At 29.5% G+C, this 23,444-nt stretch carries 25 protein-coding genes; 21 read left to right on the top strand and 4 right to left on the bottom strand.

Annotated features, from left to right (window positions below; translation table 11 throughout):
- The first annotated feature begins 133 nt into the window (after positions 1-133).
- The 20 genes from dcd (at position 134) to aspS (ending at position 19,790) form a co-directional block, all read left to right on the top strand.
- Entirely contained in the window at positions 134-652 is a 519-nt protein-coding gene (gene dcd, locus FGL08_RS09455; RefSeq protein WP_138210551.1) for a dCTP deaminase, read from the top strand.
- 64 nt (positions 653-716) lie between these two features.
- Complete coding sequence (locus FGL08_RS09450) at positions 717-1,331, top strand: hypothetical protein (RefSeq protein ID WP_138210550.1); 615 nt, start codon at positions 717-719, stop codon at positions 1,329-1,331.
- A gap of 128 nt (positions 1,332-1,459) precedes the next feature.
- Entirely contained in the window at positions 1,460-2,053 is a 594-nt protein-coding gene (gene ruvA, locus FGL08_RS09445; RefSeq protein ID WP_138210549.1) for a Holliday junction branch migration protein RuvA, read from the top strand.
- 18 nt (positions 2,054-2,071) lie between these two features.
- A complete protein-coding gene (gene ruvB, locus FGL08_RS09440) occupies positions 2,072-3,103 on the top strand; it encodes a Holliday junction branch migration DNA helicase RuvB (protein WP_138210548.1) in 1,032 nt (343 codons plus the stop codon).
- Between the two features lie 28 nt (positions 3,104-3,131).
- Complete coding sequence (gene queA, locus FGL08_RS09435) at positions 3,132-4,157, top strand: tRNA preQ1(34) S-adenosylmethionine ribosyltransferase-isomerase QueA (RefSeq protein WP_138210547.1); 1,026 nt, start codon at positions 3,132-3,134, stop codon at positions 4,155-4,157.
- Between the two features lie 90 nt (positions 4,158-4,247).
- On the top strand, positions 4,248-5,384 hold the full coding sequence (gene tgt, locus FGL08_RS09430; RefSeq protein WP_138210546.1) for a tRNA guanosine(34) transglycosylase Tgt: 1,137 nt from the start codon (positions 4,248-4,250) through the stop codon (positions 5,382-5,384).
- A 46-nt stretch (positions 5,385-5,430) separates the two neighbouring features.
- A complete protein-coding gene (gene yajC / locus FGL08_RS09425; RefSeq protein WP_138210545.1) occupies positions 5,431-5,733 on the top strand; it encodes a preprotein translocase subunit YajC in 303 nt (100 codons plus the stop codon).
- A gap of 64 nt (positions 5,734-5,797) precedes the next feature.
- Positions 5,798-6,172 carry a TIGR04086 family membrane protein gene (locus FGL08_RS09420; RefSeq protein WP_138210544.1) on the top strand — a complete coding sequence of 125 codons (375 nt, stop codon included), beginning with the start codon at positions 5,798-5,800 and terminating at the stop codon, positions 6,170-6,172.
- A 68-nt stretch (positions 6,173-6,240) separates the two neighbouring features.
- Positions 6,241-6,378: a six-cysteine ranthipeptide SCIFF gene (scfA, locus tag FGL08_RS09415; RefSeq protein WP_138210543.1), complete on the top strand. Its 138-nt coding sequence runs from the start codon at positions 6,241-6,243 to the stop codon at positions 6,376-6,378.
- 71 nt (positions 6,379-6,449) lie between these two features.
- The gene (scfB, locus tag FGL08_RS09410) at positions 6,450-7,814 is read left to right on the top strand and encodes a thioether cross-link-forming SCIFF peptide maturase (RefSeq protein WP_138210542.1); all 1,365 of its coding nucleotides are present in this window, start codon (positions 6,450-6,452) and stop codon (positions 7,812-7,814) included.
- A gap of 102 nt (positions 7,815-7,916) precedes the next feature.
- Positions 7,917-9,161, top strand: a complete 1,245-nt coding sequence (gene secD / locus FGL08_RS13435) for a protein translocase subunit SecD (RefSeq protein ID WP_415578617.1) — start codon at positions 7,917-7,919, stop codon at positions 9,159-9,161.
- Between the two features lies 1 nt (position 9,162).
- Entirely contained in the window at positions 9,163-10,050 is an 888-nt protein-coding gene (gene secF / locus FGL08_RS13430; RefSeq protein ID WP_171012035.1) for a protein translocase subunit SecF, read from the top strand.
- 196 nt (positions 10,051-10,246) lie between these two features.
- A complete protein-coding gene (locus FGL08_RS09400) occupies positions 10,247-11,134 on the top strand; it encodes a DHH family phosphoesterase (RefSeq protein ID WP_138210541.1) in 888 nt (295 codons plus the stop codon).
- 124 nt (positions 11,135-11,258) lie between these two features.
- On the top strand, positions 11,259-11,777 hold the full coding sequence (locus FGL08_RS09395; RefSeq protein ID WP_138210540.1) for an adenine phosphoribosyltransferase: 519 nt from the start codon (positions 11,259-11,261) through the stop codon (positions 11,775-11,777).
- 121 nt (positions 11,778-11,898) lie between these two features.
- Positions 11,899-14,064 (top strand): RelA/SpoT family protein, encoded by a 2,166-nt coding sequence (locus FGL08_RS09390; protein ID WP_138210539.1) that lies wholly within the window; start codon positions 11,899-11,901, stop codon positions 14,062-14,064.
- Positions 14,065-14,079: 15 nt separating this feature from the next.
- Entirely contained in the window at positions 14,080-14,529 is a 450-nt protein-coding gene (gene dtd, locus FGL08_RS09385; protein WP_138210538.1) for a D-aminoacyl-tRNA deacylase, read from the top strand.
- A gap of 21 nt (positions 14,530-14,550) precedes the next feature.
- A complete protein-coding gene (locus tag FGL08_RS09380; RefSeq protein WP_138210537.1) occupies positions 14,551-15,168 on the top strand; it encodes an MBL fold metallo-hydrolase in 618 nt (205 codons plus the stop codon).
- A gap of 19 nt (positions 15,169-15,187) precedes the next feature.
- Complete coding sequence (locus tag FGL08_RS09375) at positions 15,188-16,657, top strand: coproporphyrinogen III oxidase (RefSeq protein ID WP_138210536.1); 1,470 nt, start codon at positions 15,188-15,190, stop codon at positions 16,655-16,657.
- A gap of 26 nt (positions 16,658-16,683) precedes the next feature.
- Positions 16,684-17,943: a histidine--tRNA ligase gene (gene hisS / locus FGL08_RS09370; RefSeq protein WP_138210535.1), complete on the top strand. Its 1,260-nt coding sequence runs from the start codon at positions 16,684-16,686 to the stop codon at positions 17,941-17,943.
- 71 nt (positions 17,944-18,014) lie between these two features.
- The gene (aspS, locus tag FGL08_RS09365; protein ID WP_138210534.1) at positions 18,015-19,790 is read left to right on the top strand and encodes an aspartate--tRNA ligase; all 1,776 of its coding nucleotides are present in this window, start codon (positions 18,015-18,017) and stop codon (positions 19,788-19,790) included.
- An 87-nt stretch (positions 19,791-19,877) separates the two neighbouring features.
- Here the strand turns inward: aspS and FGL08_RS09360 are convergent, their stop codons facing one another.
- Positions 19,878-20,120, bottom strand: a complete 243-nt coding sequence (locus FGL08_RS09360) for an AbrB/MazE/SpoVT family DNA-binding domain-containing protein (RefSeq protein ID WP_138210533.1) — start codon at positions 20,118-20,120, stop codon at positions 19,878-19,880.
- 296 nt (positions 20,121-20,416) lie between these two features.
- Between FGL08_RS09360 and pssA the strand changes: the two genes are divergently transcribed.
- Positions 20,417-20,938 (top strand): CDP-diacylglycerol--serine O-phosphatidyltransferase, encoded by a 522-nt coding sequence (pssA, locus tag FGL08_RS09355; RefSeq protein WP_138210532.1) that lies wholly within the window; start codon positions 20,417-20,419, stop codon positions 20,936-20,938.
- Positions 20,939-21,026: 88 nt separating this feature from the next.
- Here the strand turns inward: pssA and FGL08_RS09350 are convergent, their stop codons facing one another.
- The 3 genes from FGL08_RS09350 to FGL08_RS09340 form a co-directional block, all read right to left on the bottom strand.
- Complete coding sequence (locus FGL08_RS09350; protein ID WP_138210531.1) at positions 21,027-21,515, bottom strand: threonine/serine exporter family protein; 489 nt, start codon at positions 21,513-21,515, stop codon at positions 21,027-21,029.
- Between the two features lies 1 nt (position 21,516).
- Positions 21,517-22,299 carry a threonine/serine exporter family protein gene (locus tag FGL08_RS09345; protein ID WP_138210530.1) on the bottom strand — a complete coding sequence of 261 codons (783 nt, stop codon included), beginning with the start codon at positions 22,297-22,299 and terminating at the stop codon, positions 21,517-21,519.
- Between the two features lie 164 nt (positions 22,300-22,463).
- Complete coding sequence (locus FGL08_RS09340; RefSeq protein WP_138210529.1) at positions 22,464-23,417, bottom strand: ABC transporter substrate-binding protein; 954 nt, start codon at positions 23,415-23,417, stop codon at positions 22,464-22,466.
- Between the last annotated feature and the right edge of the window lie 27 nt (positions 23,418-23,444).

Here is a 23,444-nt window from a genome sequence, read left to right as displayed (position 1 = left end):
ATAGCTTAGCTATTTCTTATGGAGTTACTTTTTATATGTAATAAAATTTTGACTTAAATTATGATTTTTTGCTATAATGGTTTGGAAATTAATGATTTATAATTTGAATTTAATAAAATTTTGGAGGAAAATTATGATACTTTCAGGAAAAGAAATTAAAAATAGATTAAATAAAGATATATTTATTGAGCCATTTAGTGACAATCAGTTAAATCCAAATAGTTATAATTTAAGATTACATAATGAACTTTTAGTTTATGAAAATAACGTATTAGATATGAAGAAAGAGAATAAGGCTAAAAAAATTACAATACCAGAAGAAGGACTTCTTTTAGAGCCAGGTAAATTATATTTAGGAAGAACAATAGAGCATACAAGAACAGAAAAATTAGTTCCAATGCTAGAAGGAAGGTCTTCTGTAGGAAGATTAGGATTATTTATACATATAACAGCAGGTTTTGGTGATATAGGATTTTCAGGATTTTGGACATTAGAAATATTCTGTGTTCAACCTATAAGAATTTATCCAAACATAGAAATATGTCAAATATATTATCACAATATTGAGGGAGAGTATGAGAAGTATACTAGTGGAAAATATCAAAACAATACTGGAGTTCAACCAAGTTTATTGTTTAAGGATTTTGAATAGATAAATTTATAATTGAATATAGTTACAAAATTTGGACATAATACACAATAAAAGGAGTGATATTATGTCTAATAAGAAGAAATTATTAATTTTTATACCATCATTTTTCATAGCAATATTTTTACTTACATATGGTATAAGTACTTTTGAAAATAGAAATCATAAGGCATCTAGTAATAAACAAGGGGAAGCAAAAACAGGGGAAAAAATTAATATTGATAATTCATCAAATTCCATTAAAATTGTTTATGAAAGTGTGTATTTAAAACCTGAGGGTGAACAAAATAAAACAACTGTGGATGAGTGTATTGAAAAGTTCAATAAAGATAAAAAAGTTATATCAGATATGACTAAAGAGCAGGTACTTGCAGTTTTTAAGAAACACGACTATAACTTAAAGGATATAAAAAAGGACCAAATAGTTTTTTCCAGGTCTATAAATAAATATAAGTATCAAGAAGGAAAATATGTAATTGGAATTAAGGATGGAAGTGTAGCTATATTTAAAGTTGATAAAAATGGAAATATGCTTTTAGAATCTCCTAAAGATATAACAACTATTAAAGTTGAACAACTTCCTGAAGGTGATATAGAACTTTTGCAAAAAGGTGATAAAATTTACGAATTTAATACAAAGGAAGAAGCTGTAGAAGGTGTTGAAGCCATTTTCAGAACGTAGGATACCCAAAATATAGGGTATCTTTTTCTTTATAATAGGTATAGCTAATCAATAACAATAATACATATTGAATTACTTAGCCATAAATGATAAAGTATAGTATAGTCCTTTATTTTTGAGGTGATATAATGTATGAATATATAAAAGGTACATATATGGGCATAAACAAGGAGTATATAGTTATCGAAAATGGAGATATTGGATATAAGATTCATTCTTCAGGATATACTATAGCTAATATGCCTAACATAGGTGAGCATATTATGCTTTACTTAACCCAAATAGTAAGAGAAGATTTTATTGGATTATATGGGTTTGGATCAAAAGAAGAATTAGAACTTTTCAATAAATTATTAACGGTAAATGGTATAGGTGCAAAAGCCTCTTTATCACTATTGTCTATTACTAACGTAGAAAATCTAAAAAGGGCTATAGTTTTAGAAGATGAAAAGTTACTAATTAAAGCACCTGGCATAGGAAAGAAAACTGCTCAAAGAATAATATTAGAACTTAAAGATAAATTAGATGTGAATCTAGACGAAGGTATACAAACTGATAGCAATGATATTAAAGTTTCTTCTAAAATTTTAGAAGAAGCGAAAGAAGCTTTAATGTCTTTAGGGTACTCAGAAAAAGAATGCGAAAAAGCACTAAAAAATGTAGAGGAAAAAGAAAGTTTAGAGATTATTATAAAAGAAAGCTTAAAGTTCTTAATGAATTAGAAATTGAGGTGGGGGAACATGGAAAATAGAATCATAACATCCTCTTTAATGGATGAAGACTTAAATAACGAATTTTCTTTAAGACCTCAAAAGTTAAATGAATATATAGGACAAAAGAAAGTAAAAACAAACTTAAATGTTTTTATAAAAGCAGCTAAAAATAGAAATGAATCCCTGGATCACACTTTATTATATGGTCCACCTGGTCTTGGTAAAACGACTTTAGCTAATATTATAGCTAAAGAAATGGGAGGAGATTTAAAGGTCACTTCTGGTCCTGCCATTGAAAGAGCGGGGGATTTAGCGGCTATATTAACTAGCTTAAAGGATAAAGATGTTCTTTTTATAGACGAGATACATAGACTATCGCGTTCTGTAGAAGAAATATTATATCCAGCTATGGAAGATTATGCTCTTGACATTGTAATAGGAAAAGGAGCACAGGCAAAATCCATAAGAATAGATCTTCCACAGTTTACTTTAATAGGTGCTACTACAAGATTAGGGCTTTTAACATCGCCACTTAGAGATAGATTTGGAGTATTATGTCCTATGGAATTTTATGAAGAAGATGAACTAATGGAGATAATTATTCGCTCTGCTAAAATTTTAGATGTTAAAATTGATAAAGAAGGAGCCTTAATGTTAGCTAAAAGATCAAGAGGAACTCCTAGAATCGCAAATAGACTTTTAAAAAGAGTTAGGGATTATTGCGAGGTTTTAGAAAGTGGAATTATAAATGGGAATTTAGTTGAAAAATCTACAGAGTTTTTAGGTATAGACAATGAAGGATTTGATACTATAGACAATAAAATAATAGAAGCTTTAATAAAAAATTTTAATGGTGGTCCTGTAGGAGTTGAAACTTTAGCATACTTTATAGGAGAAGAAACCAGTACTTTAGAAGATGTTTATGAACCATATCTGCTTCAAAAAGGATTCTTACTAAGAACTCCTAGGGGAAGAGTTGCTGGAGATAAATCTTATGAACATTTAAAAATTGAGAGAAAAAATTTGGATAACGAAGAAAAACAATATGATTTTTTATAGATAAAATTAAATAAAGAAGGTGTAAATTTTGAGAGTAAAGGATTTTAGCTTTGATTTGCCAGAAGAATATATAGCACAACATCCACTAGAAAAAAGAGACCACTCAAGGTTGATGGTTTTAGATAAGAAAACAGGCAATATTGAGCATAGAGTGTTTAAAGACATTATAGAATATTTCAATCCGGGGGACTGTCTTATTCTAAATGATACAAGAGTTCTACCAGCAAGGCTTATAGGGCATAAAGAAGGTACTATGGGACGAATGGAATTCTTGCTTTTAAAAAGGGTAGATAAAAATAAATGGGAAACACTTGTAAAGCCTGGTAAAAGAGCTAAAATAGGTTCCAAATTTGTATTTGGAAGTGGAGAGTTAAAGGCAGAAGTAATAGATATGGGTGAAGATGGAAGTAGGGTTGTAGAGTTCAGCTATGAAGGTATATTTGAAGAAGTTTTAGATAGATTAGGAGAAATGCCTCTTCCACCGTACATAACTGAAAAATTGGAAGAGAAAGAGCGATATCAAACAGTTTACTCTAAAGAACCTGGTTCCGCTGCAGCACCTACGGCAGGTCTACATTTTACAGAGGAATTATTAGGAGAAATTAAAAATAAAGGAATAATTGTTGCCTTCGTAACACTACATGTAGGGCTTGGAACTTTTAGACCTGTAAAAGCTGATACTATAGAAGAACATCATATGCATTCTGAATATTATCAAATGAGCAAAGAAACTGCTGATATAATAAATAATACAAAGAAAAATGGTGGAAGAATAATAGGAGTGGGTACGACATCTTGTAGGACTATTGAAAGTATAGGAAATGAGCATGGGAAAGTTAAAGAGTGTTCTGGATGGACAGATATTTTTATATTCCCTGGTTATAAGTTTAAGGTATTGGATGCTCTTATAACTAATTTCCATTTACCAGAATCAACATTAATAATGCTTGTAAGTGCTTTAGCAGGAAAAGAAAATGTAATGAATGCTTACGAAGTTGCTGTAAAGGAAAAATATAGATTTTTTAGTTTCGGAGATGCTATGTTTATAAAGTAAATTTATGTATATAATTTAATTTATAAAACAGAATTGAAAAAATAAATTTAGTAATTTTATACGATATACCTTAGATAAGGAAGTGATTAAGTGGGAGAATACAAATTACTTAAGAAAGTGGATAAAATTAGAAGAGGGCAATTTAAAACAGTACATGGAACCATTCAAACCCCTGTATTTATGAATGTAGGTACCCTAGCTGCAATTAAAGGTGCTGTGTCTACCATGGATCTTAAAGAAATAGATTGTCAAGTAGAGCTTTCTAATACATATCATCTACATTTAAGACCTGGTGACAAGGTTATAAGAGAAATGGGTGGTCTTCATGAATTTATGAATTGGGATAGACCGATATTAACAGACTCAGGTGGATTTCAAGTGTTTTCTCTATCAGGGAATAGAAAAATAGAAGAAGAAGGAGTTTATTTTAACTCGCATATAGATGGAAAGAAAATCTTCATGGGACCTGAAGAGAGTATGCAAATACAAAGCAACTTAGGTTCAACCATTGCCATGGCTTTTGATGAATGTATACCTAATCCATCAACAAGGGAGTATGTTATAAATTCTGTGGCTAGAACTACAAGATGGCTTGAAAGATGCAAAGAAGAGATGGATAAACTTAATTCCTTAGAGAGTACAGTGAACAAACACCAGATGCTATTTGGAATAAATCAAGGTGGTACTTATGATGATATAAGAATAGAACACGCTAAAACTATATCAAAAATGAATCTTGATGGTTATGCTATAGGTGGTCTTGCAGTTGGAGAAACCCATGAAGAAATGTACAGAATAATAGATTCTGTAGTTCCACACTTACCTCAGGATAAACCAATATATCTTATGGGAGTAGGAATTCCAAGTAATATACTAGAATCTGTTGAAAGAGGCGTAGATTTCTTTGATTGCGTTCTTCCAGCTAGAAATGGTAGACATGGTCATGTATTTACTAAAGAGGGAAAAATAAATCTATTTAATGCCAAATTTGAATTAGATAAAAGACCTATAGATGAAGGTTGCCAATGTCCAGCATGTAAGCATTATACAAGAGCATATATACGTCATTTATTTAAAGCAAAGGAAATGCTTGCAATGAGGTTATGTGTACTTCACAATTTATATTTCTATAATAAGTTAATGCAAGATATTAGAGATGCTATTGATGGTGATTATTTTTATGAATTTAAAGAACAAAAGCTTAGAGAATGGAATGGAAGAGCTTAGTTAAAGCTTTCTTACATATAAATAAATTAAAAAGGAGTGATTAGTAATGAAAGGATTAGGAGGCATGTTACCATTGCTTATAGCTATGGTTGCATTTTATGCAATGGTGTTTATTCCAGAAAGTAAGAGAAAAAAGAAGTATAACCAGATGTTAAAAGATGTCAAGGTTAATGATGATATATTAACTAAAGGTGGAATAATGGGTAGAATTATAAATATAGAAGATGAATATATTATTTTAGAATCAGGTCCAAGTAGGGCTAGAATAAAGCTTCATAAAAATGGTATATCTTCTGTATTATATTCTAGAGAAGAAGTAGAAGTTAAGGAAAATAAAATAGAAGAGTAAATTTAAGTAATAAAAAGACTTCCTTTTGCATAATTAATATTAATTAGTAAAGGGAGGTTTTTTTATGGGAAATGAGAGAAGGTATGCCAGTATAGGCTTGGGGGTACTGAGGTCCACAACTGTAACTATTGTATGTTTATTGTTATATACTTTAATAACATCTCTTACATCGAAAAATATGGAGACGAAGAGTTTAGGAATAACATTTTTAATAATAACCTTGGTAAGTGTATTATATGGAGCAGCCTATGCAGCTAGAAAAGCTAAGGAAAAAGGATGGCTTGTAGGAATGCTAGTAGGATTATTATATATATTGTTAATATATATAATATCAATTATAGCTGGTAGAGATTATGCATTAGGAATGAAGGACTTATGTAGGGTTTTATTATGTGTATTTGCAGGTACATTATCTGGAATGTTAGGAATTAACCTATAATAGAACCTTTATTTATTTACAAAATCATGTTATAATTGATAGAAATAATGTTTAATGGAGGAGTATGCATGAAACACATAAAGGTTTTAAACAAATCTAATTTAAAGGACAGCATAAAAAAACCAGGGTGTAAGGAATGTGCAAATTCATGCCAATCTGCATGTAAAACATCTTGTACAGTAGCTAATTTAGCTTGTGAAAATTAATAAGATATTTTGCTAAAGGCATAGCAGTAACTTACCGTTACTGCTTTAAACTTATTTAGGAGGAAAAGGTAATGGCATTAATCCATAAATTTAAACAAGGAAATGATTTTTTTGCAATTGATGTAAATTCGGGGGCCCTACACCAAATAGATGAATTAGTATTTGATCTTTTAGATGATAAAAAGCTAAAAGAAAAAGAAGAGCTAGTAGATATACATAAAAGCAAATATAGCAGAGAAGAAATAGAAGAAGCTTATGAGGAGATAAATGAGCTTATAAAGGAAGAATATCTTTATACAAAGGATTTATATGAAAATATAGCCTTAAACACTCAAAATGGACAGGCTTATATAAAAGCTGTGTGTTTAAATATAATTCATGATTGTAATTTAAAATGTAAATATTGCTTTGCTGATGAAGGTGAGTATAAGGGTTGTAGGCAGAGAATGTCTGCAGAAGTTGGAAAAAAATCTATAGACTATGTAATAAAGCATTCTGGACCAAGAAAGAATATAGAGATAGATTTATTTGGTGGAGAACCTTTAATGGCTATGGATGTTATAAAAGAGATAGTGGATTATGGTAAAGAACAGGAAAAAATCCATAAAAAAAATATAAGGTTTACAATGACTACAAACTGCACGTTATTAAATGATGAACTAATGGAATATTTAAATGAAAATATGGTAAATATTATATTAAGTATAGATGGAAGAAAAGAAGTTAATGATAAAGTTAGAATAAGATTTGATGGTACAGGAACTTATGAAAACATTATACCTAAGATACAAAGAATGGTTGAAAAAAGAGATAAAGATAAGAATCATTATGTAAGAGGTACATTTACAAGAGAAAATCTAGATTTCTTTGAAGACATAAAGCATTTAGCTGAACTTGGATTTAAAGAGATTTCTGTAGAGCCAGTAGTTCTTCCAGAAGAACATGAATTATCTTTAAGAGAAGAAGATCTTCCAATAATATTTGAACAATATGATAAGTTATATGAAGAAATGTACAGTAGATATAAAGAGGGTAAGGAATTTAATTTCTATCACTTTAACATAGACTTAAATGGAGGACCTTGTGTATATAAGAGAATTTCTGGATGTGGAGCAGGTCATGAGTATATTGCTATAACACCGGAAGGGGATATATATCCTTGTCACCAATTTGTTGGAAATGAAGACTTTAAATTGGGATCGATCTACGAAGAGGATGAATTTAACATAGAATTAAGTGACCAATTTAAAAAAGCTCATATTTATAATAAGCCTAAATGTAAAGAATGTTGGGCTAGATTTTTCTGTAGTGGTGGATGTCAAGCAAATAATTTTAATTTTAATGGTGATATGCATACACCTTATGAAATAGGATGCGAGATGCAGAAAAAAAGAATAGAATGTGCAATAGCTTTAAAAGCTAAAAAAATTGGATAATGACTTAAATACTACCTATTATTGACTAATATTTTACAGCGTAATATAATTAAACTAGTATATTAAAACAGTAAAAATATAGTCAAAAAAAGGAGGATGAAAATGAAAAAGGGCAAGAGTACAGTTATTTTTGTACTATGTATAGTCTTAATTAGTTTATTTGCATACATAGGGTATTTCGGAATCGAACTCTTAGGCTATAAGGTTTTACCTTTTTCTAAAACTATAAACAGAGGATTAGACCTTCAAGGAGGAATCTCTGTAGTTGAAGAAATTCAAGCAGATAAGGTAACACCAGAGGATATGAGTAGGGAAATTGAGTTTATTAATATGAGAATAAATAAACTTGGAGTCGCAGAAACAGAAGTTAAACAAGAGGGACAAAAAAGAATTAGAATTGATGTACCAGGTGTTTTTGATTCAAAAAGTGTTATGGACATTGTAGGGAAAACTGGTGAATTAAAATTTGTGGGACCAGATAAAAAGGTTATTCTTACAGGAAAAGATGTTAAAAATGCTATAGCAGGTTTAAATGAAAAGAATCAACCAGAGGTTAGACTTGAGTTAAATACAGAAGGAACTAAGAAGTTCGCTGAAGGAACTAAAAAGTTCTTAAATCAAAATATAGCTATTACAATGGATGAGGAGGAACTAACAAATCCGTTAGTTCAGAGTGTAATAACTGATGGAACAGCAGTTATTACAGGAAGTAAATCTTTAGAAGAAGCTAAAAAAACAGCAGATATAATAAAATCAGGTGCGCTTCCACTTCCTATAAAACCAGTTTCCTTTAAGACTGTAGGTGCAACTTTAGGTGCTAGTGTCATACCTAATACTAAAAAAGCAGCATTTATAGGTATAGGATTAGTATTGTTATTTATGATATTAATGTATAGAATCCCAGGTATTATAGCAAATATTGCACTAATATTATTTATATTATTAGATCTTTTAGCTTTTTCACTAGCAGATGTTACGCTAACATTATCAGGAATTGCAGGATTCTTACTTACAGTGGGAATGGCAGTTGATGCCAATGTACTTATTTTTGAAAGAACTAAAGAGGAACTTAAGGCTGGAAAATCAATAAAGTCATCTGTTCAATCAGGGTTTGATAGGGCTTTATCATCCATATTAGACTCTAATATTACTACAATTATAGCAGCGTTGATACTATATTTAGTAGGAACAGGTTCTGTTAAAGGATTTGCTTTAACATTAATGATGGGAATAGTAATAAGTATCTTTACAGCATTAACAGTTACAAGATTTTTACTTAAACTAGCGTTAGATATGGGTATTATAAATAAACCTTCTCATTTTGGTGTGAAAAAGGGGGTACAATAAAATGCTTAAAATAGTTGAAAAGACTAAGGTGTGGTTTGCCCTTTCTCTTACCATTATAATAATAGGTATAGGTATTTTTCTTACAAAAGGACTAAACTATGGTATTGATTTTACAGGTGGTACACTATTAGATATAAACATGAATAAAACTGTCACTGCACAGGATAAAAATGAATTAAATGAAATTTTAAAATCATACACTAAAAAATATTCTCTAAGAGATATTAATGATAAAAAGGAAGTAGAAATAGTAATTCAAAGTGGTGCAGTAAAAGATGAACAAATAGCAGAAATTAAAAATAAAATTAAGACTAAATTTAAATTAGGAGATAAATATATCGTATCAGAAGAAAGTATAAGTGGATTAGTTGGTAAAGAACTTACTAAAAAAGCATGGATAGCAATAGGTATAGCTTTCTTAGCTATGCTCGCTTACATAGGATTTAGATTTGAGTTTAAATTTGGTGTAGCAGCTATATTAGCTCTTATACATGATATATTAATAACTTTTAGTGTATATTCTATTTTAAGAATACAAGTTAACTCACCATTTATAGCAGCTATACTTACAATATTAGGTTACTCTATTAACGATACTATAGTTGTGTTTGACAGGATAAGAGAAAATATGAAAAAGTATGGTAAGATAGAGATTAATGAACTTGTAAATAAAAGTATAAACCAAACGATTAAAAGATCCATAAATACATCTATTTCAACATTAATTACAATATGCGCGCTTTTAATTTTAGTTCCATCTATTAGAGAGTTTACATTACCATTAACTGTAGGAATCGCTGTTGGAACTTATTCATCCATATTTATAGCAAGTCCTATGTGGGTAATATTAAAGAATAGAACTGGAAATAAAAACATAGCAAAAGCATAATTATAAAATAAAATATTTTTTAATAAACCTCAAAAAGTGGATATTTTTTGAGGTTTATTATTTTTCAAATGTAGTAAATTGTAAAATCAAGAAGTTTAATAGAATTTATTAATTCATTTTATAAATAAATAATTGTAAAATCTATGATTTTAAATTATAATATATATGTTTTCTCTAATAATTTGGGGGATTGATTATGTTGAAATATAAGATAAGAAGTCAAAACAATAAACTAAGGGAATGCAATTCCAGAAAAAAATTTAATAATTATTATCCCTTTCTTCTAAAGAATATGCAATCAATACTCCAAAGGGTAGTTAGAGCAGTAAATAATAGAGAGAAGATAGTTATTTTTGGGTATTATGATGTAGATAGTATAACAAGTGTATCTGCCCTACTTTTAGCATTAAGGTATCTAAAAGCTGATGTGGAGTATTTTATACCAGTAGAATTAGATAGAGGGAAAATGCTTACTGAAAAAGACATTAAAGAATACATAGAGTTTTTAGGAACTAATTTAGTTATATCTTTAGGATGCTTTTTAAATTCAGATAGTGATAAAAAGCTTTGTGATAGTCTAGGAATAGATGTAATAACTTTGAGCTCAGATGAATGTAATAATAATCAAAACAAATATATTTTAACTCCTAAAGGTGTAAATTCTCCATATCCATTTAAAGAGTTAAGTTGTTCTGGTGTAACATTTAAATTAATACAAGCGCTATCTAATTATTATAAAACTAGCAAATTTAATAAATACATAGATTTAATTAGCTTAGGTACTGTAGCTAGTGGTAAGGATATAACTGAAGAAAATAATTACATAGTAAGTGAGGGAATAAATCAAATTAAATTAAGTAATAATTATGGTATAAGAGCTCTTATGCAAATTCAGAACATTACAGATATAAATGAAGAATCACTACAAAAGTTAGTATCAACTATAATTCCTAAGGTTAATGCTATAGGTAATATGGAGAATGCCAAAATAATAGTAGAGTTGTTTACCACATTAGATAAAGATAAAGCTGAACAAATAGCTAAGTATCTTTATAAAAATCACAAGGGTAATAGAATTACATAACGTAATACATTGGTAACAAAAGAATTGATTATACATATAATAGCATAGGATATTTTTATACTGTTTGTTAATGTATAAAATATACATATAAAATAATTCTAATTGTTTCAAAGGAGGCATAAAATTGCTTTTAAAGGATAAAATAAGAATAATAGAGGACTTCCCTAAAAAAGGTATAAGTTTTAAGGATGTAACTCCTCTTTTAATTGATGGGAAATACTACAAAGAGTGCACAAGACAACTCTGTGAACAACTTAAAGATAAGGATGTTGATTTAATATTAGCTCCTGAAGCTAGAGGATTTATATTTGGAACTACAGTAGCATATGAACTAGGAATAGGTTTTGTTCCAGTTAGAAAAGAGGGTAAACTTCCTTTTGAAACTGAATTTATTGAGTATGAATTAGAATATGGAAAAGACAAAATTGAAATCCACAAGGATGCTATAAAGAAAGGTCAGAAGGTTGCTGTGGTAGATGATCTTTTAGCTACAGGGGGAACTGTTGATGCTATAGTTAAGCTTGTAGAAAGAATGGGTGGAGAGGTCGTAAGTTTAAATTTTGTAGTAGAACTTACAGATTTAAATGCTAGAGAAAAGTTAAAGGGTTACAATATTAGTTCCTTAGTTAAGTATAATATATAGTATTTAATAAGTGCATTATATATTAAGTTCTGAAATTGCATAATATTGATCTATATTATATAATTAATGTAAAAAACGGCTGGTTAAATGACCAGTCTTTTAATTTAGGAGAGTATCACTAATGATTGAAAAGTTGTTAAATAAAATAGATGAAAATAATCATAATGTTGATAAAGAAATAGTTTTAAAAGCGTATAATTTAGCCTATGAGGCTCATAAGGAGCAGATGAGAGAATCTGGAGAGCCCTACATAATACATCCAATTGAAGTAGCATCTATTATTGCAGACTTAGGCATGGATACTAGTACTATAGTTGCTGGACTTTTACATGATATAATTGAGGATACGGAATATACTTATGATGATTTATCAAATATTTTTGGAGAAGAAATAGCTAATTTAGTAGAGGGAGTAACTAAGTTAGGTAAAATAAAATATAAGTCTAAAGAAGAACAACAGGCTGATAATGTTAGGAAAATGCTGCTAGCCATGGCTAAGGATATTAGGGTTATATTGATTAAATTAGCTGATAGGCTTCATAATATGAGAACTCTAAAGTATATGCCTATATTTAAACAAAAAGAAAAAGCTAAGGAGACTCTTGATATATATGCACCTTTAGCACATAGACTAGGCATATCAAAAATTAAATGGGAACTAGAAGATTTAGCTTTAAGATACATGAATCCTAATCTGTATTATACCCTTGTAAAAGATATAGCTCAAAAGAGGACAGAGAGGGAAGCTCAAATAAATAATATAATTGAAAATTTGTCTGATAAGTTAACAAAAGCGGGTATAGAGTCTGAAATAGAAGGAAGACCAAAGCATTTTTATAGTATATATAATAAAATGAGAAATAAGAATAAGAACTTAGATCAAATATTTGATTTAACAGCTGTTAGAATATTAGTAAGTACAGTTGTAGATTGTTACTCGGCATTAGGTATAGTTCATACACTATACAAACCTATGCCAGGAAGATTTAAAGATTATATAGCTATGCCTAAACCTAATATGTATCAATCACTTCATTCTACGGTTATAGGGCCTAAAGGAAAACCTTTTGAAATTCAAATAAGGACTTATGATATGCATAAGACTGCAGAATATGGAATAGCAGCCCATTGGAAATATAAAGAGGGTCATGAAGAGGAAGATGATTTAGAATCTAAATTATATTGGCTAAGAGATATCATAGAGTGGGAAGGTGAGACTTCAGACCCTGAAGAATTCATGGAAGCATTTAAAATAGACTTGTTTTCAGATGAAATATTTGTATTTACACCAAAGGGAAAGGTAATAAGTCTTCCAAGGAATTCTACCCCTATAGATTTTGCATATAGAATACATACAGATATAGGAAATAAATGTGTAGGAAGTAAAGTGAATGGAAAAATGATTCCCCTAGATTATAAGCTTCAAACCGGTGAAATCGTGGAAGTTATAACTTCATCCAACAGTAAAGGACCCAATATTCATTGGTTATCTATTGCTAATAGTAATCATGCAAAAAGCAAAATAAAATCTTTCTTTAATAAATTGAAGAGAGAGGAAAATATTGAGCGTGGTAAAGAATTACTAGAAAAGGATACTAAAAAGCAAGGATGTAATTTCTCTGAAATAGCAGAAGGAGAAAAATTAGAGAAAATTTTTAAAAGATACAACCTAAGAACTTTAGAAGATCTATATTCTGTTGTGGGAGCGGGTATTGTTGCTAGCTCTAATATTGTTTCTAGATTATTAGATGGGTACAAAAAGGAAGATATTTCAACATCGATAATAGAGGACAAAATAAGGCATAGGAAAGATACAGATAGAAACGAAAAAGATTCTATGCCAGAGCTTATATTAAAGAATACTGATAATTTAATGGCTAGATTTGCCAAATGTTGTAATCCAGTACCTGGAGATGATATAATAGGATATGTTACTAAGGGGAGAGGCATATCTGTACACAGAAAAGATTGCAAGAATGTTGAAAATTTAGTTAAGGAAGAAAAAGAAAAGATAATAGAAATAACTTGGGAAAATATTAAAGGTTCTGAGTTTATATGTGAGCTTTGTATAAAATGTAATGATAGAGAAGGTATGATTGCAGATGTAGTTCAACTTTTAACTCAGAATAAAATATATATGTGCTCCATAAATGGTAATAGTTATGATAGTGGATTTGCTTTAATAAATTTAAAGGTTAAAATAAAAACTATAGAAACATTAAAAGAGTTAAAGAAGAAGTTTAGAAAGTTAGATGGAGTAATAGAAATTAATAGGGTAAATGGATAATAGAGAGGTGTATTTATGAGAGCTGTAGTACAAAAAGTTACATCTTCTAATGTGGTCGTAGATGGAGAAATTGTTGGTGAAATAGCAGAAGGATTTAATGTGCTTTTAGGAATATCAAAAGAAGATACATTAGAAGATGCTATATATCTTAGAGATAAAATAATTAACCTACGTATTTTTGAAGATGAAGAGGGTAAACTTAATAAATCATTGTTAGATGTGGGGGGAGAACTTTTAATAGTTTCTCAATTTACTCTTTACGGTGACTGTAGAAAGGGAAGAAGACCTAATTTTATGCAGGCATTAGGTGGGGAAGAAGCAGAAGTCTTATACAGTGAGTTTATAAAACTATGTAAGGAATGTATCTCTAAAGTGGAGAATGGAGTTTTTGGTGCTGATATGAAAGTAAGCATTGAAAATTCAGGTCCTGTAACTATTTTATTAGATAGTAAGAAGAATTTCTAAGATTTTTTAGGAGGGGTATATATGCAAGTTAAAAGGGTTGTAGCAGGAATTTATGGTGCTAACTGTTATATTATTATGGATGAAAATACCAATGAGGCCTTGGTTTTAGATCCAGGTGGAGATGTAGATGACATATTAAAAGGTATTGAAGAGTTAGGAGCTAAAATAAAATACATTTTTTTAACTCACGGGCATGTAGATCACACTTCTGGAGTAGAACTTTTGAAGAATTTAGTAAAAGCAGATGTAGCTATAAATGAAAGAGATAGTGAATTGATTAATAGGGGTGCATATTTATATGGTCCATTATTAGAAGGAAAAGAGCCAGTGTTTTATTTAAATCATGGTGATAAATATACGGTAGGAAACATTGAAATAGAATGTATAGAGACACCAGGACATACTCCAGGTGGAATGAGTTTTATCATAGAAGATTCAGTATTTACAGGAGATACACTATTCTATGGTTCTATAGGTAGAACAGATTTAGAAGGTGGTAATCAAGATACTATATTAAAAAGTATAAAAAATGAATTACTAACTTTAAGTGATGATACCATTGTATATCCTGGACATGGGCGTCAAACTACAATAGGAAATGAAAAAAGTATAAATCCCTTTATAAAGACTATTTTATAAAGTTAGGAGTAATATTCATATGTTAAGAGTCTTAGAAAATGATGTAACAAGTAAAGTAGAATTAAGAGTTAAGCTAAATGACTTTAATTATAGATATGATGTTTATCAAATGATAAACATTTTTCTTCCCTTTAAAAATATAGTATTTCAAGATGAAAATCCAGATTTTGAAGTTATAATAGAAGAAAATTATGTAATGGTGAAATCAGAATCTATGGATAGAATATTTAAATTTGAAGATGAATTAAAACTAAAGCAAGAGGTTAAAAAAAGCGTTTTTAAATACTTTGAAGAACTTACCGGAAAGTTTATGCCTTGGGGAACTTTAATAGGTATAAGACCATCAAAAATAGCTATGAGTATGCTTATAGAAGGAGTTAGTGAAGAAGATATTATAAAATACTTTAAAAATGTATATATTTCATCTAAGGAAAAAGCAGAACTATGCATAGAAGTTGCTAAAAGAGAGATGAAATATATTAAACCTAAGAATGAAAAAGTAAGTATTTATATTGGTATGCCTTTTTGTCCTACAAGGTGCCTTTATTGCTCTTTTGCAGCAAATCCTATAGTTGGCTTTAAAAAAGAAATAATAGAGGATTATTTAAATGCCTTAAAAAAAGAGATAGAAGCTATATCAAGTTATTTAAAGAAAAGAAATTTAAAGCTTGAAACACTTTATTTTGGAGGAGGAACTCCAACATCTATAAATGATGATCAATTTGAGGATCTAATGAAATATATACATAAATTTTTTATACAAGATTTTAATGTTAAAGAGGTTACTGTAGAATGTGGTAGACCAGATAGTATTACTTATAAAAAGCTTGAAACCATGAAAAAATATGAGGTTACAAGAATTAGCATAAATCCGCAAACTATGAGTGATAACACATTAAAACTTATAGGAAGAAATCATAATTCTTGTGATATATTAAAAGTTTTTAAACTTGCTCGCGAACTTCAATTTAAAGATATTAATATGGATATAATAGTAGGTCTTCCTGGAGAAAAACTAAGTGATGTACAGAAAACCTGCTCCCATATAAAAGAGCTAAAACCAGATAGTTTTACTGTCCATGGGCTATCAGTAAAAAGAGCCTCAAGGCTTTATGAAAATATAATAAATAATATTAAATATGAATTAGCAACTCAAAATGAGTTAAATCTAATGTTTAAAGAAACAGAACTTCTAGCACAGGATTTACAAATGAAGCCATACTACATGTATAGGCAAAAGAATATGGTTGGAAATATGGAGAATATAGGATATTCAAAAGAGGGAAAAGAGTCTATATATAATATAGAAATGATGGAAGATAAACAAACTGTTGTAGCGTTAGGGGCTGATGCTGTAACCAAGGTTGTTTATTTAGAAAGTGGTAAGATTGAGAGATTTGGAAATGTCAAAGATGTTAAGGAATATATAAATAGAATTAATGAAATGATAGAAAAAAAGATAGAACTTTTAGATAATTTGTACGTATAAAATTTTATAAGATAGGAGGAGTTAAAATGGCAATTAAAGCACCAAAAGGTACAAAGGATTTACTACCAAATAATTCACATAAATGGATTTATATGGAGAAGAAGTTAAGAAAAGTTGCAGAAACTTATGGTATGAGAGAGATAAGAACACCAATGTTTGAACATACAGAGCTTTTTGAAAGAGGTGTAGGTGAGACAACAGATGTAGTGCAAAAAGAAATGTATACTTTTGAGGATAAAGGAGGAAGAAGTCTAACTTTAAAGCCAGAAGGGACAGCTCCAGTGGCTAGAGCTTTTATTGAAAACAGTATATATGCAGATGCACAACCTAGTAAAATGTATTATTTTGTGGATGCATTTAGATATGAAAAAATGCAAAAAGGAAGGCTTAGACATTTCCATCAATTTGGTATAGAGGTATTTGGGTCTAAGCAAGCATCTATAGATGCAGAAGGGATTTCTCTTGCTATAAGGTCTTTAAAAGAATTTGGTTTGAATAATTTATCTTTAAATATAAATAGTTTAGGATGTCCTAAATGTAGAGGTAAGTTTAATGATGCTTTAAAATCATATTTAAAAGAGAATTATGAAGAACTATGTGAAACCTGTAAAACAAGATTTGAAAAAAACCCTATGAGAATACTAGATTGCAAGGAAAAAAGATGTAAGGAAATAGGAAAGAGTGCCCCTATAATTTTAGATTACATATGTGAAGAGTGTAATGAACATTTTGAAGATTTAAAGAAACACTTAGATACATTGGATATAGAGTATAATGTAGATCCATATATAGTAAGAGGATTAGATTATTATACAAAAACAGCCTTTGAAATAATAAATAATGCTGATGGATTAACTATATGTGGCGGTGGAAGATACGATGGACTTATAGAAGAAGTTGGTGGACCGAGTACACCAGCCTTTGGATTTGGTATGGGAATGGAAAGACTTTTAATTGTCTTAGAAGAAGAGGGAATTGAAATTCCTAAACCTAACTATATAGACTTATATGTAGGCTCTATGGGTGACAATGCAAGCAGATATTCTTTAAAGTTTATAAATAAACTAAGGGAAAAAGGTATTAACTGTGATTGTGATCATATGGGTAGAAGCGTTAAGGCACAAATGAAATTTGCTAATAAAATAGATAGTAGATTTTCACTTGTTATTGGAGATTCTGAATTAGAAGAGAATGCAGCTAGACTAAAAAGAATGAGTGATGGAGAACAGTTTGAAATAATTCTTGATAATATAGATGCAATAGCAGATATAATAAAAGAAAAATAAAATAAATCTTATCAATAGAGACAAAAAGAGTTATAATACTTTATAGCAAATAATGAAAGGATGGAATTGACATGGGTGAACAGCTTTTAGGTTTAAAAAGAACCATGATGTGTGGAGAAGCTAGAGAAACTAATGTAGGTCAAAAGATGACTTTCATGGGTTGGGTTCAAAGAAAAAGAAACCTAGGCTCTCTAGTATTCGTAGACCTTAGAGATAGAACAGGTATATTGCAGGTTGTATTTGGTGAGGAAATAAACGGAGAAGCTTTTGAAAAGGCAGATGGTGTTAAACCAGAATATTGTATTACAGTAACAGGAGAATTAGTTCTAAGACAAGCTGCAAACGAAAACCTACCAACAGGAAAAGTAGAACTTAAAGCAGAAGAAATTAAAATTCTCTCACAATCAGAAACACCTCCAATATATATAAAAGAGGATTTGGATGCGGCAGAAAATGTAAGATTAAAATATAGATATTTGGATCTTAGAAGACCTGATATGCAAAGAAATCTTATTTTAAGACATAGGACTACAAAGGTAATAAGAGATTTTCTAGACCAAAATGGGTTCTTAGAAATGGAAACACCTATGCTCACTAAAAGTACTCCAGAAGGAGCAAGAGATTATTTAGTGCCGAGTAGAAATTATAAAGGTAAGTTTTATGCATTGCCTCAATCACCTCAAATATTTAAACAATTACTTATGGTATCTGGTTACGATAAGTATTTTCAAATAGTTAAATGTTTTAGGGATGAAGATTTAAGAGCTAATAGACAACCAGAATTTACACAAGTGGATATTGAGATGTCTTTTGTAGAAGAAGATGATGTAATTAGTATAAATGAAAAGTTAATACAAAAAATATTTAAAGACATATTAAATTACGATGTAAAACTTCCTATAGAAAGAATGCCATATAGTGAAGCTATGGATAAGTACGGATCAGATAAGCCAGATTTAAGATTTGGAATGGAAATTAAAAACATTTCAGATGTAGTTGAGGGTTCAGAATTTGGAGTATTTAAAAATGCTATAGAAAATGGTGGTTCAGTTAGAGCAATTGTAGCTGAAGGTTGTGCCGATATGGGAAGAAAACAAATAGATAAGCTGACAGAGTTTGTAAAGACTTATAAAGCAAAAGGACTTGCTTGGATAGCTTTAAAAGAGGGAGAAATTAAATCACCAATAGCAAAATTCTTTAAAGAGGAAGAATTAAATAACATAATAGAAAAATTGAGTGCAAAGACTGGAGACTTAATTTTAATAGTTGCAGATAAAAATGACGTTGTATTGCAATCACTTGGTGCTCTTAGATTAGAGATGGCAAGACAACTAGAAATATTAAAAGATAATAAAGAATTTAGATTTGTTTGGATTACAGATTTCCCACTACTTGAATATGATGAAGAAGAGAATAGATATGTAGCAAAGCATCATCCATTTACAAGTCCTAAGGATGAGGATTTAGAACTGTTAGAGAGTAATCCAGGAAAAGTAAGAGCTAAGGCTTACGATATAGTATTAAATGGTGAAGAAATTGGTGGGGGAAGTATAAGAATACATGACACTAGTATTCAAGAAAGAATGTTTAATGCATTAGGGTTTACTAAAGAAAGCGCTTGGGAGAGATTTGGATTCTTATTAGAAGCGTTTAAATATGGACCACCTCCACATGGCGGGTTAGCTTATGGTTTGGATAGACTTATTATGTTCTTAGCAAATACAGAAAATATTAAAGATGTAATAGCATTTCCTAAAAACCAAAATGCTTTCTGTCCAATGTCAGAAGCACCAAATTTAGTAGATGATAAACAACTGAAAGAATTGGGAATAGGTATAGAAGAATAAGTAAAATGGAGCTTACATTCTGTAGGCTCCATTTTAATGAAATTAATTTAATTAAATTAATTTAAAAAATTATGTATATAAATTATATTAGTCATTTTTTAATTCTGATAAACAAGACTTACAAATATTTTTGCTCTTATAGTTTATAACGTCTCTTGCATCTCCACAGAATATACATGAAGGGTTATATTTTTTTAGTATTATATGCTCACCTTCTACGAATATCTCAAGAGAATCCTTAATTTCGATATCTAAAGTTCTTCTCAATTCTATTGGAATTACTATTCTACCTAATTCATCAATTTTTCTAACTATACCTGTTGATTTCATTATTAGTAAACCTCCTCTACAAAGTTCGACTTTTTATGACTAAATCATAGCATTTATAACATTAAAAGTCAACATGTTTTTTGAAAAAACTTTCATTTTCTTAATAATTGTATATTAAATGATTATTTTTCTAAAATAATCATTTCGATACAATATTTCTGTAGATTGTATTGAAATTTAAGGTAAATTTAAGATTCATGTAAGGGTAATATAAATTAAATATGTTAATATATAATTATATTAATCTATATAAAACTAATATATTTATATTTAAATTTAAATTAGGAGTGGAATCTATGAGTGAAAAAATGAGGTGCTTTTTACCTAATATATTTACTTTAGGTAATCTATCTTGTGGGGTAATGTCTCTTTTAATGACGTATGAAGGAAATTATAAATTTGCAAGTCTATTTATTATACTTGCAGCTCTACTTGATAGATATGATGGAAGGATAGCCAGAGCATTAAATGTATCAAGTGAAATAGGGAAAGAGCTGGATTCTCTTGCAGACTTAATTTCTTTTGGAGTTGCACCATCTTTAATGGTGTTTAGCATGAATAATTTTAGTAGTTTAGGAATCATAGGGTATATTTCTTTAGTTATTTTTCCAGTTGCAGGCGCTTACAGATTAGCTAAGTATAATATTAGTACCTTTACAGGTGTATTCTCTGGCATACCAATAACTTGTGCAGGAATGATTATTGCTATATATTCTTTATTTAATATAAATAAAATGTTAAATACGGGGTTTAATATTTGTATAGTAATTTTACTTTCTTATTTGATGATTAGTAAATGGGAATTTAAAAAAATATAGTTTTAAAAAGAATATGGCTTTCTAATAACTTAATTAAGCTGATATTAAAAAAATATTTATATAAAAACAGCCTATATAGGCTGTTTTCTTATTTATTATTAACTTTTTTGCTTTTTTTAAAAGAAAAAAATTTAATATTTATAAATTTTTTCTGCTTTAAAATTCTAGCTACAGTAGAAACTAAAATTATTCCAATTGCAATTGCTCCTGCATCATAAAGGGTCTTGAGTCCATATGCTACGGCGCGATCAACATTGCCATTAACTGCTTCGAAAGTTGTATAATACATTCCACTTCCAGGAACTAATGGTATCATAGATGCAATTACAAATACAGTAACCGGTTGTTTAAATATTCTAGCCATAATTTCAGAATATATACTGATCGCTATGGTAGCCATAAAAATAGCATTATTAGTAGATCCCATGCCTAATAGAGGGAAAAGTTCATATACAAACCAACCTAAAGCTCCACCAATTGAGGCTACAAATATACTCTTACCTCTAATGTTAAAAAGCACACAAAAGCCTAGAGAGCCAAGAAAAGCATAAAATAAATCTAGTAAAAGCTTAATCATGTTAAAACCCCCCAAAAAGTGACATCCAAAAGTTAAATCCTACTCCTGTACCTAGGGCTATGGCAATAGCATTTAAAAAGGCTTCTATGGTTCTAGATATTCCAGATACTAAATCCCCAGCAATGATATCTCTTACAGCGTTAGTTATAGATATACCAGGTAAAAGAAGCATAATAGATCCTATAATAATCTTATCTTCATTGGCACCTAGACCTATTTTAACTGCTAATATAGCAAATATAGAGGCTAAAAAGCCTGAAAAAGCATTTATAAAAAATGTATTAACTTCAATTTTTGTAAGATAGATACCTAGATAGTTTAAAAAGAAACCTACTACAAAAGATACAAAGAAGTCTCTTAAACCCCCTCCAAATAAAACACAAAATGCACCAGAGGCTAGGGCAGTAAAGAAGGCCGCTGTGTGTCTTGTGTAATTTGGTGCATTATCTATCTCTTTAAGCATAATTTTTAGTTTAGAAATTGGTATTTTCTCATTACCTACTCGTCTTGAAAGATCATTTATTATAGATACTTTATTTAGGTTAACTGTTCTTGAGTTTATTCTTTTAATTAAAGAAGTTGTTTCATCATTTTCATCTGTAATGGAAATCATTATTCCTGTTGGGGTTACAAAACTTTCTGTGTTCTCATAATTATATGTTTTACAGACTATATTAATAGTTTGTTCAACTCTATAAGTTTCTCCACCGTTTTCTAATATAATTTGTCCCATTTTACAGGCTACATTTATTAGTTCAGATACTTCTTTTTTATTATGATCCATGGGCGACCCTCCTTTTCAGCTACAATTATTATAATACTATAAAAACTAGAATAATAGTATTATAAATTTATAATTTGTAACTTTTATATGTATATATGTAACTTTGTTATTAATTTATCCTTAAAAAAAGGAATCCTTTTATAGAATTCCCTTACATGGAAAGCTTATTTAAAAATTTCTGGATGTATAGTCCTCACAAGATCTTCTAGGCCATTAGTTAGTCTCGGACCTGGTATATCTAGGTTATTATTATCTATTTCAAAAACTTTATTTTCTTTTACTGCCTTAAGAGATTTATAAGCAGGATCATTCATAAATCCCTTTTTAGTATTCATATATTTAGAAACAATTATTATATCAGGATCTTTTGCTAATAACTGTTCCTTTGAATAGTTCCATCCTTTAGAGTCTTTAGCAATATTATTTCCTGACGCTATAGATATTAGTTCACTTATAAAGGTATCACCAGTTGCAGTAAAGTCTCCAGATTTACCATAAGAAATTACATAGTATACACTAGGTTTTTTAGAATTTTTCAATTTATTTGATAGATTATTAACTTTATTTTTCATGTTTTTAATTAATTCATCTGATTCCGTTTGAGCGTTTAGGGCAATTCCGAAGTTGCTTATATTTTTATAAACATCATCAAAGGTCATAGCAGAGTCTAAAACCCCAATAACTTTTATATTAGCATTTTCCAGCTTTTTAATTACTTCCGGCTTAGTTAGAGAACTTGCTAGTACTAGGTCAGGTTGTAATTCTAATATTTTTTCTATGTTTGGTTGTTCAAGTTTGCCTATAGAGGTTATTTTGGTAGCTTCATCTGGATATTTGCAGTAATTTGTTCTTCCAACCAAAAGATTCCCCTTTCCTATGGCAAATACAGTCTCCGTAGCACTTGGAGCTAGGGATACGACTTTTTGTGGTTCTTTTTCTAAAGTTATTTCTTTCCCAGAAAAATCTTTTATTTTCTTAGGATAAGTAGATGCTTTTTCTTCTATCTTTGTTTCATTGGTATTCTTCTTGTTACTATTAGAATAATTTCCACAGGATGCGAGTGATAGGGTAATTGATATACATAATAACAAATAAAGAAATCTATTAAAGAATTTCATATTAATTACCTCCCTATATTTTTAATA

It is taken from the genome of Hathewaya histolytica (genome assembly GCF_901482605.1).
Classification (GTDB): Bacteria; Bacillota; Clostridia; order Clostridiales; family Clostridiaceae; genus Hathewaya; species Hathewaya histolytica.
The sequence above is the reverse complement of the archived record's forward strand: the minus strand, read 5'-3'. Positions and strand labels throughout refer to the sequence as shown.

What these genes read in the sequence shown, in the direction of transcription:
- dcd (WP_138210551.1), top strand. Translation starts at nt 134, where the DNA reads ATGATACTTTCAGGAAAAGAAATTAAAAATAGATTAAATAAAGATATA.
- FGL08_RS09450 (WP_138210550.1), top strand. Translation starts at nt 717, where the DNA reads ATGTCTAATAAGAAGAAATTATTAATTTTTATACCATCATTTTTCATA.
- ruvA (WP_138210549.1), top strand. Translation starts at nt 1,460, where the DNA reads ATGTATGAATATATAAAAGGTACATATATGGGCATAAACAAGGAGTAT.
- ruvB (WP_138210548.1), top strand. Translation starts at nt 2,072, where the DNA reads ATGGAAAATAGAATCATAACATCCTCTTTAATGGATGAAGACTTAAAT.
- yajC (WP_138210545.1), top strand. Translation starts at nt 5,431, where the DNA reads ATGAAAGGATTAGGAGGCATGTTACCATTGCTTATAGCTATGGTTGCA.
- FGL08_RS09420 (WP_138210544.1), top strand. Translation starts at nt 5,798, where the DNA reads ATGGGAAATGAGAGAAGGTATGCCAGTATAGGCTTGGGGGTACTGAGG.
- scfA (WP_138210543.1), top strand. Translation starts at nt 6,241, where the DNA reads ATGAAACACATAAAGGTTTTAAACAAATCTAATTTAAAGGACAGCATA.
- scfB (WP_138210542.1), top strand. Translation starts at nt 6,450, where the DNA reads ATGGCATTAATCCATAAATTTAAACAAGGAAATGATTTTTTTGCAATT.
- secD (WP_415578617.1), top strand. Translation starts at nt 7,917, where the DNA reads ATGAAAAAGGGCAAGAGTACAGTTATTTTTGTACTATGTATAGTCTTA.
- secF (WP_171012035.1), top strand. Translation starts at nt 9,163, where the DNA reads ATGCTTAAAATAGTTGAAAAGACTAAGGTGTGGTTTGCCCTTTCTCTT.
- FGL08_RS09400 (WP_138210541.1), top strand. Translation starts at nt 10,247, where the DNA reads ATGTTGAAATATAAGATAAGAAGTCAAAACAATAAACTAAGGGAATGC.
- FGL08_RS09390 (WP_138210539.1), top strand. Translation starts at nt 11,899, where the DNA reads ATGATTGAAAAGTTGTTAAATAAAATAGATGAAAATAATCATAATGTT.
- dtd (WP_138210538.1), top strand. Translation starts at nt 14,080, where the DNA reads ATGAGAGCTGTAGTACAAAAAGTTACATCTTCTAATGTGGTCGTAGAT.
- FGL08_RS09380 (WP_138210537.1), top strand. Translation starts at nt 14,551, where the DNA reads ATGCAAGTTAAAAGGGTTGTAGCAGGAATTTATGGTGCTAACTGTTAT.
- FGL08_RS09375 (WP_138210536.1), top strand. Translation starts at nt 15,188, where the DNA reads ATGTTAAGAGTCTTAGAAAATGATGTAACAAGTAAAGTAGAATTAAGA.
- hisS (WP_138210535.1), top strand. Translation starts at nt 16,684, where the DNA reads ATGGCAATTAAAGCACCAAAAGGTACAAAGGATTTACTACCAAATAAT.
- aspS (WP_138210534.1), top strand. Translation starts at nt 18,015, where the DNA reads ATGGGTGAACAGCTTTTAGGTTTAAAAAGAACCATGATGTGTGGAGAA.
- FGL08_RS09360 (WP_138210533.1), bottom strand. Translation starts at nt 20,120, where the DNA reads ATGAAATCAACAGGTATAGTTAGAAAAATTGATGAATTAGGTAGAATA.
- pssA (WP_138210532.1), top strand. Translation starts at nt 20,417, where the DNA reads ATGAGTGAAAAAATGAGGTGCTTTTTACCTAATATATTTACTTTAGGT.
- FGL08_RS09350 (WP_138210531.1), bottom strand. Translation starts at nt 21,515, where the DNA reads ATGATTAAGCTTTTACTAGATTTATTTTATGCTTTTCTTGGCTCTCTA.
- FGL08_RS09345 (WP_138210530.1), bottom strand. Translation starts at nt 22,299, where the DNA reads ATGGATCATAATAAAAAAGAAGTATCTGAACTAATAAATGTAGCCTGT.
- FGL08_RS09340 (WP_138210529.1), bottom strand. Translation starts at nt 23,417, where the DNA reads ATGAAATTCTTTAATAGATTTCTTTATTTGTTATTATGTATATCAATT.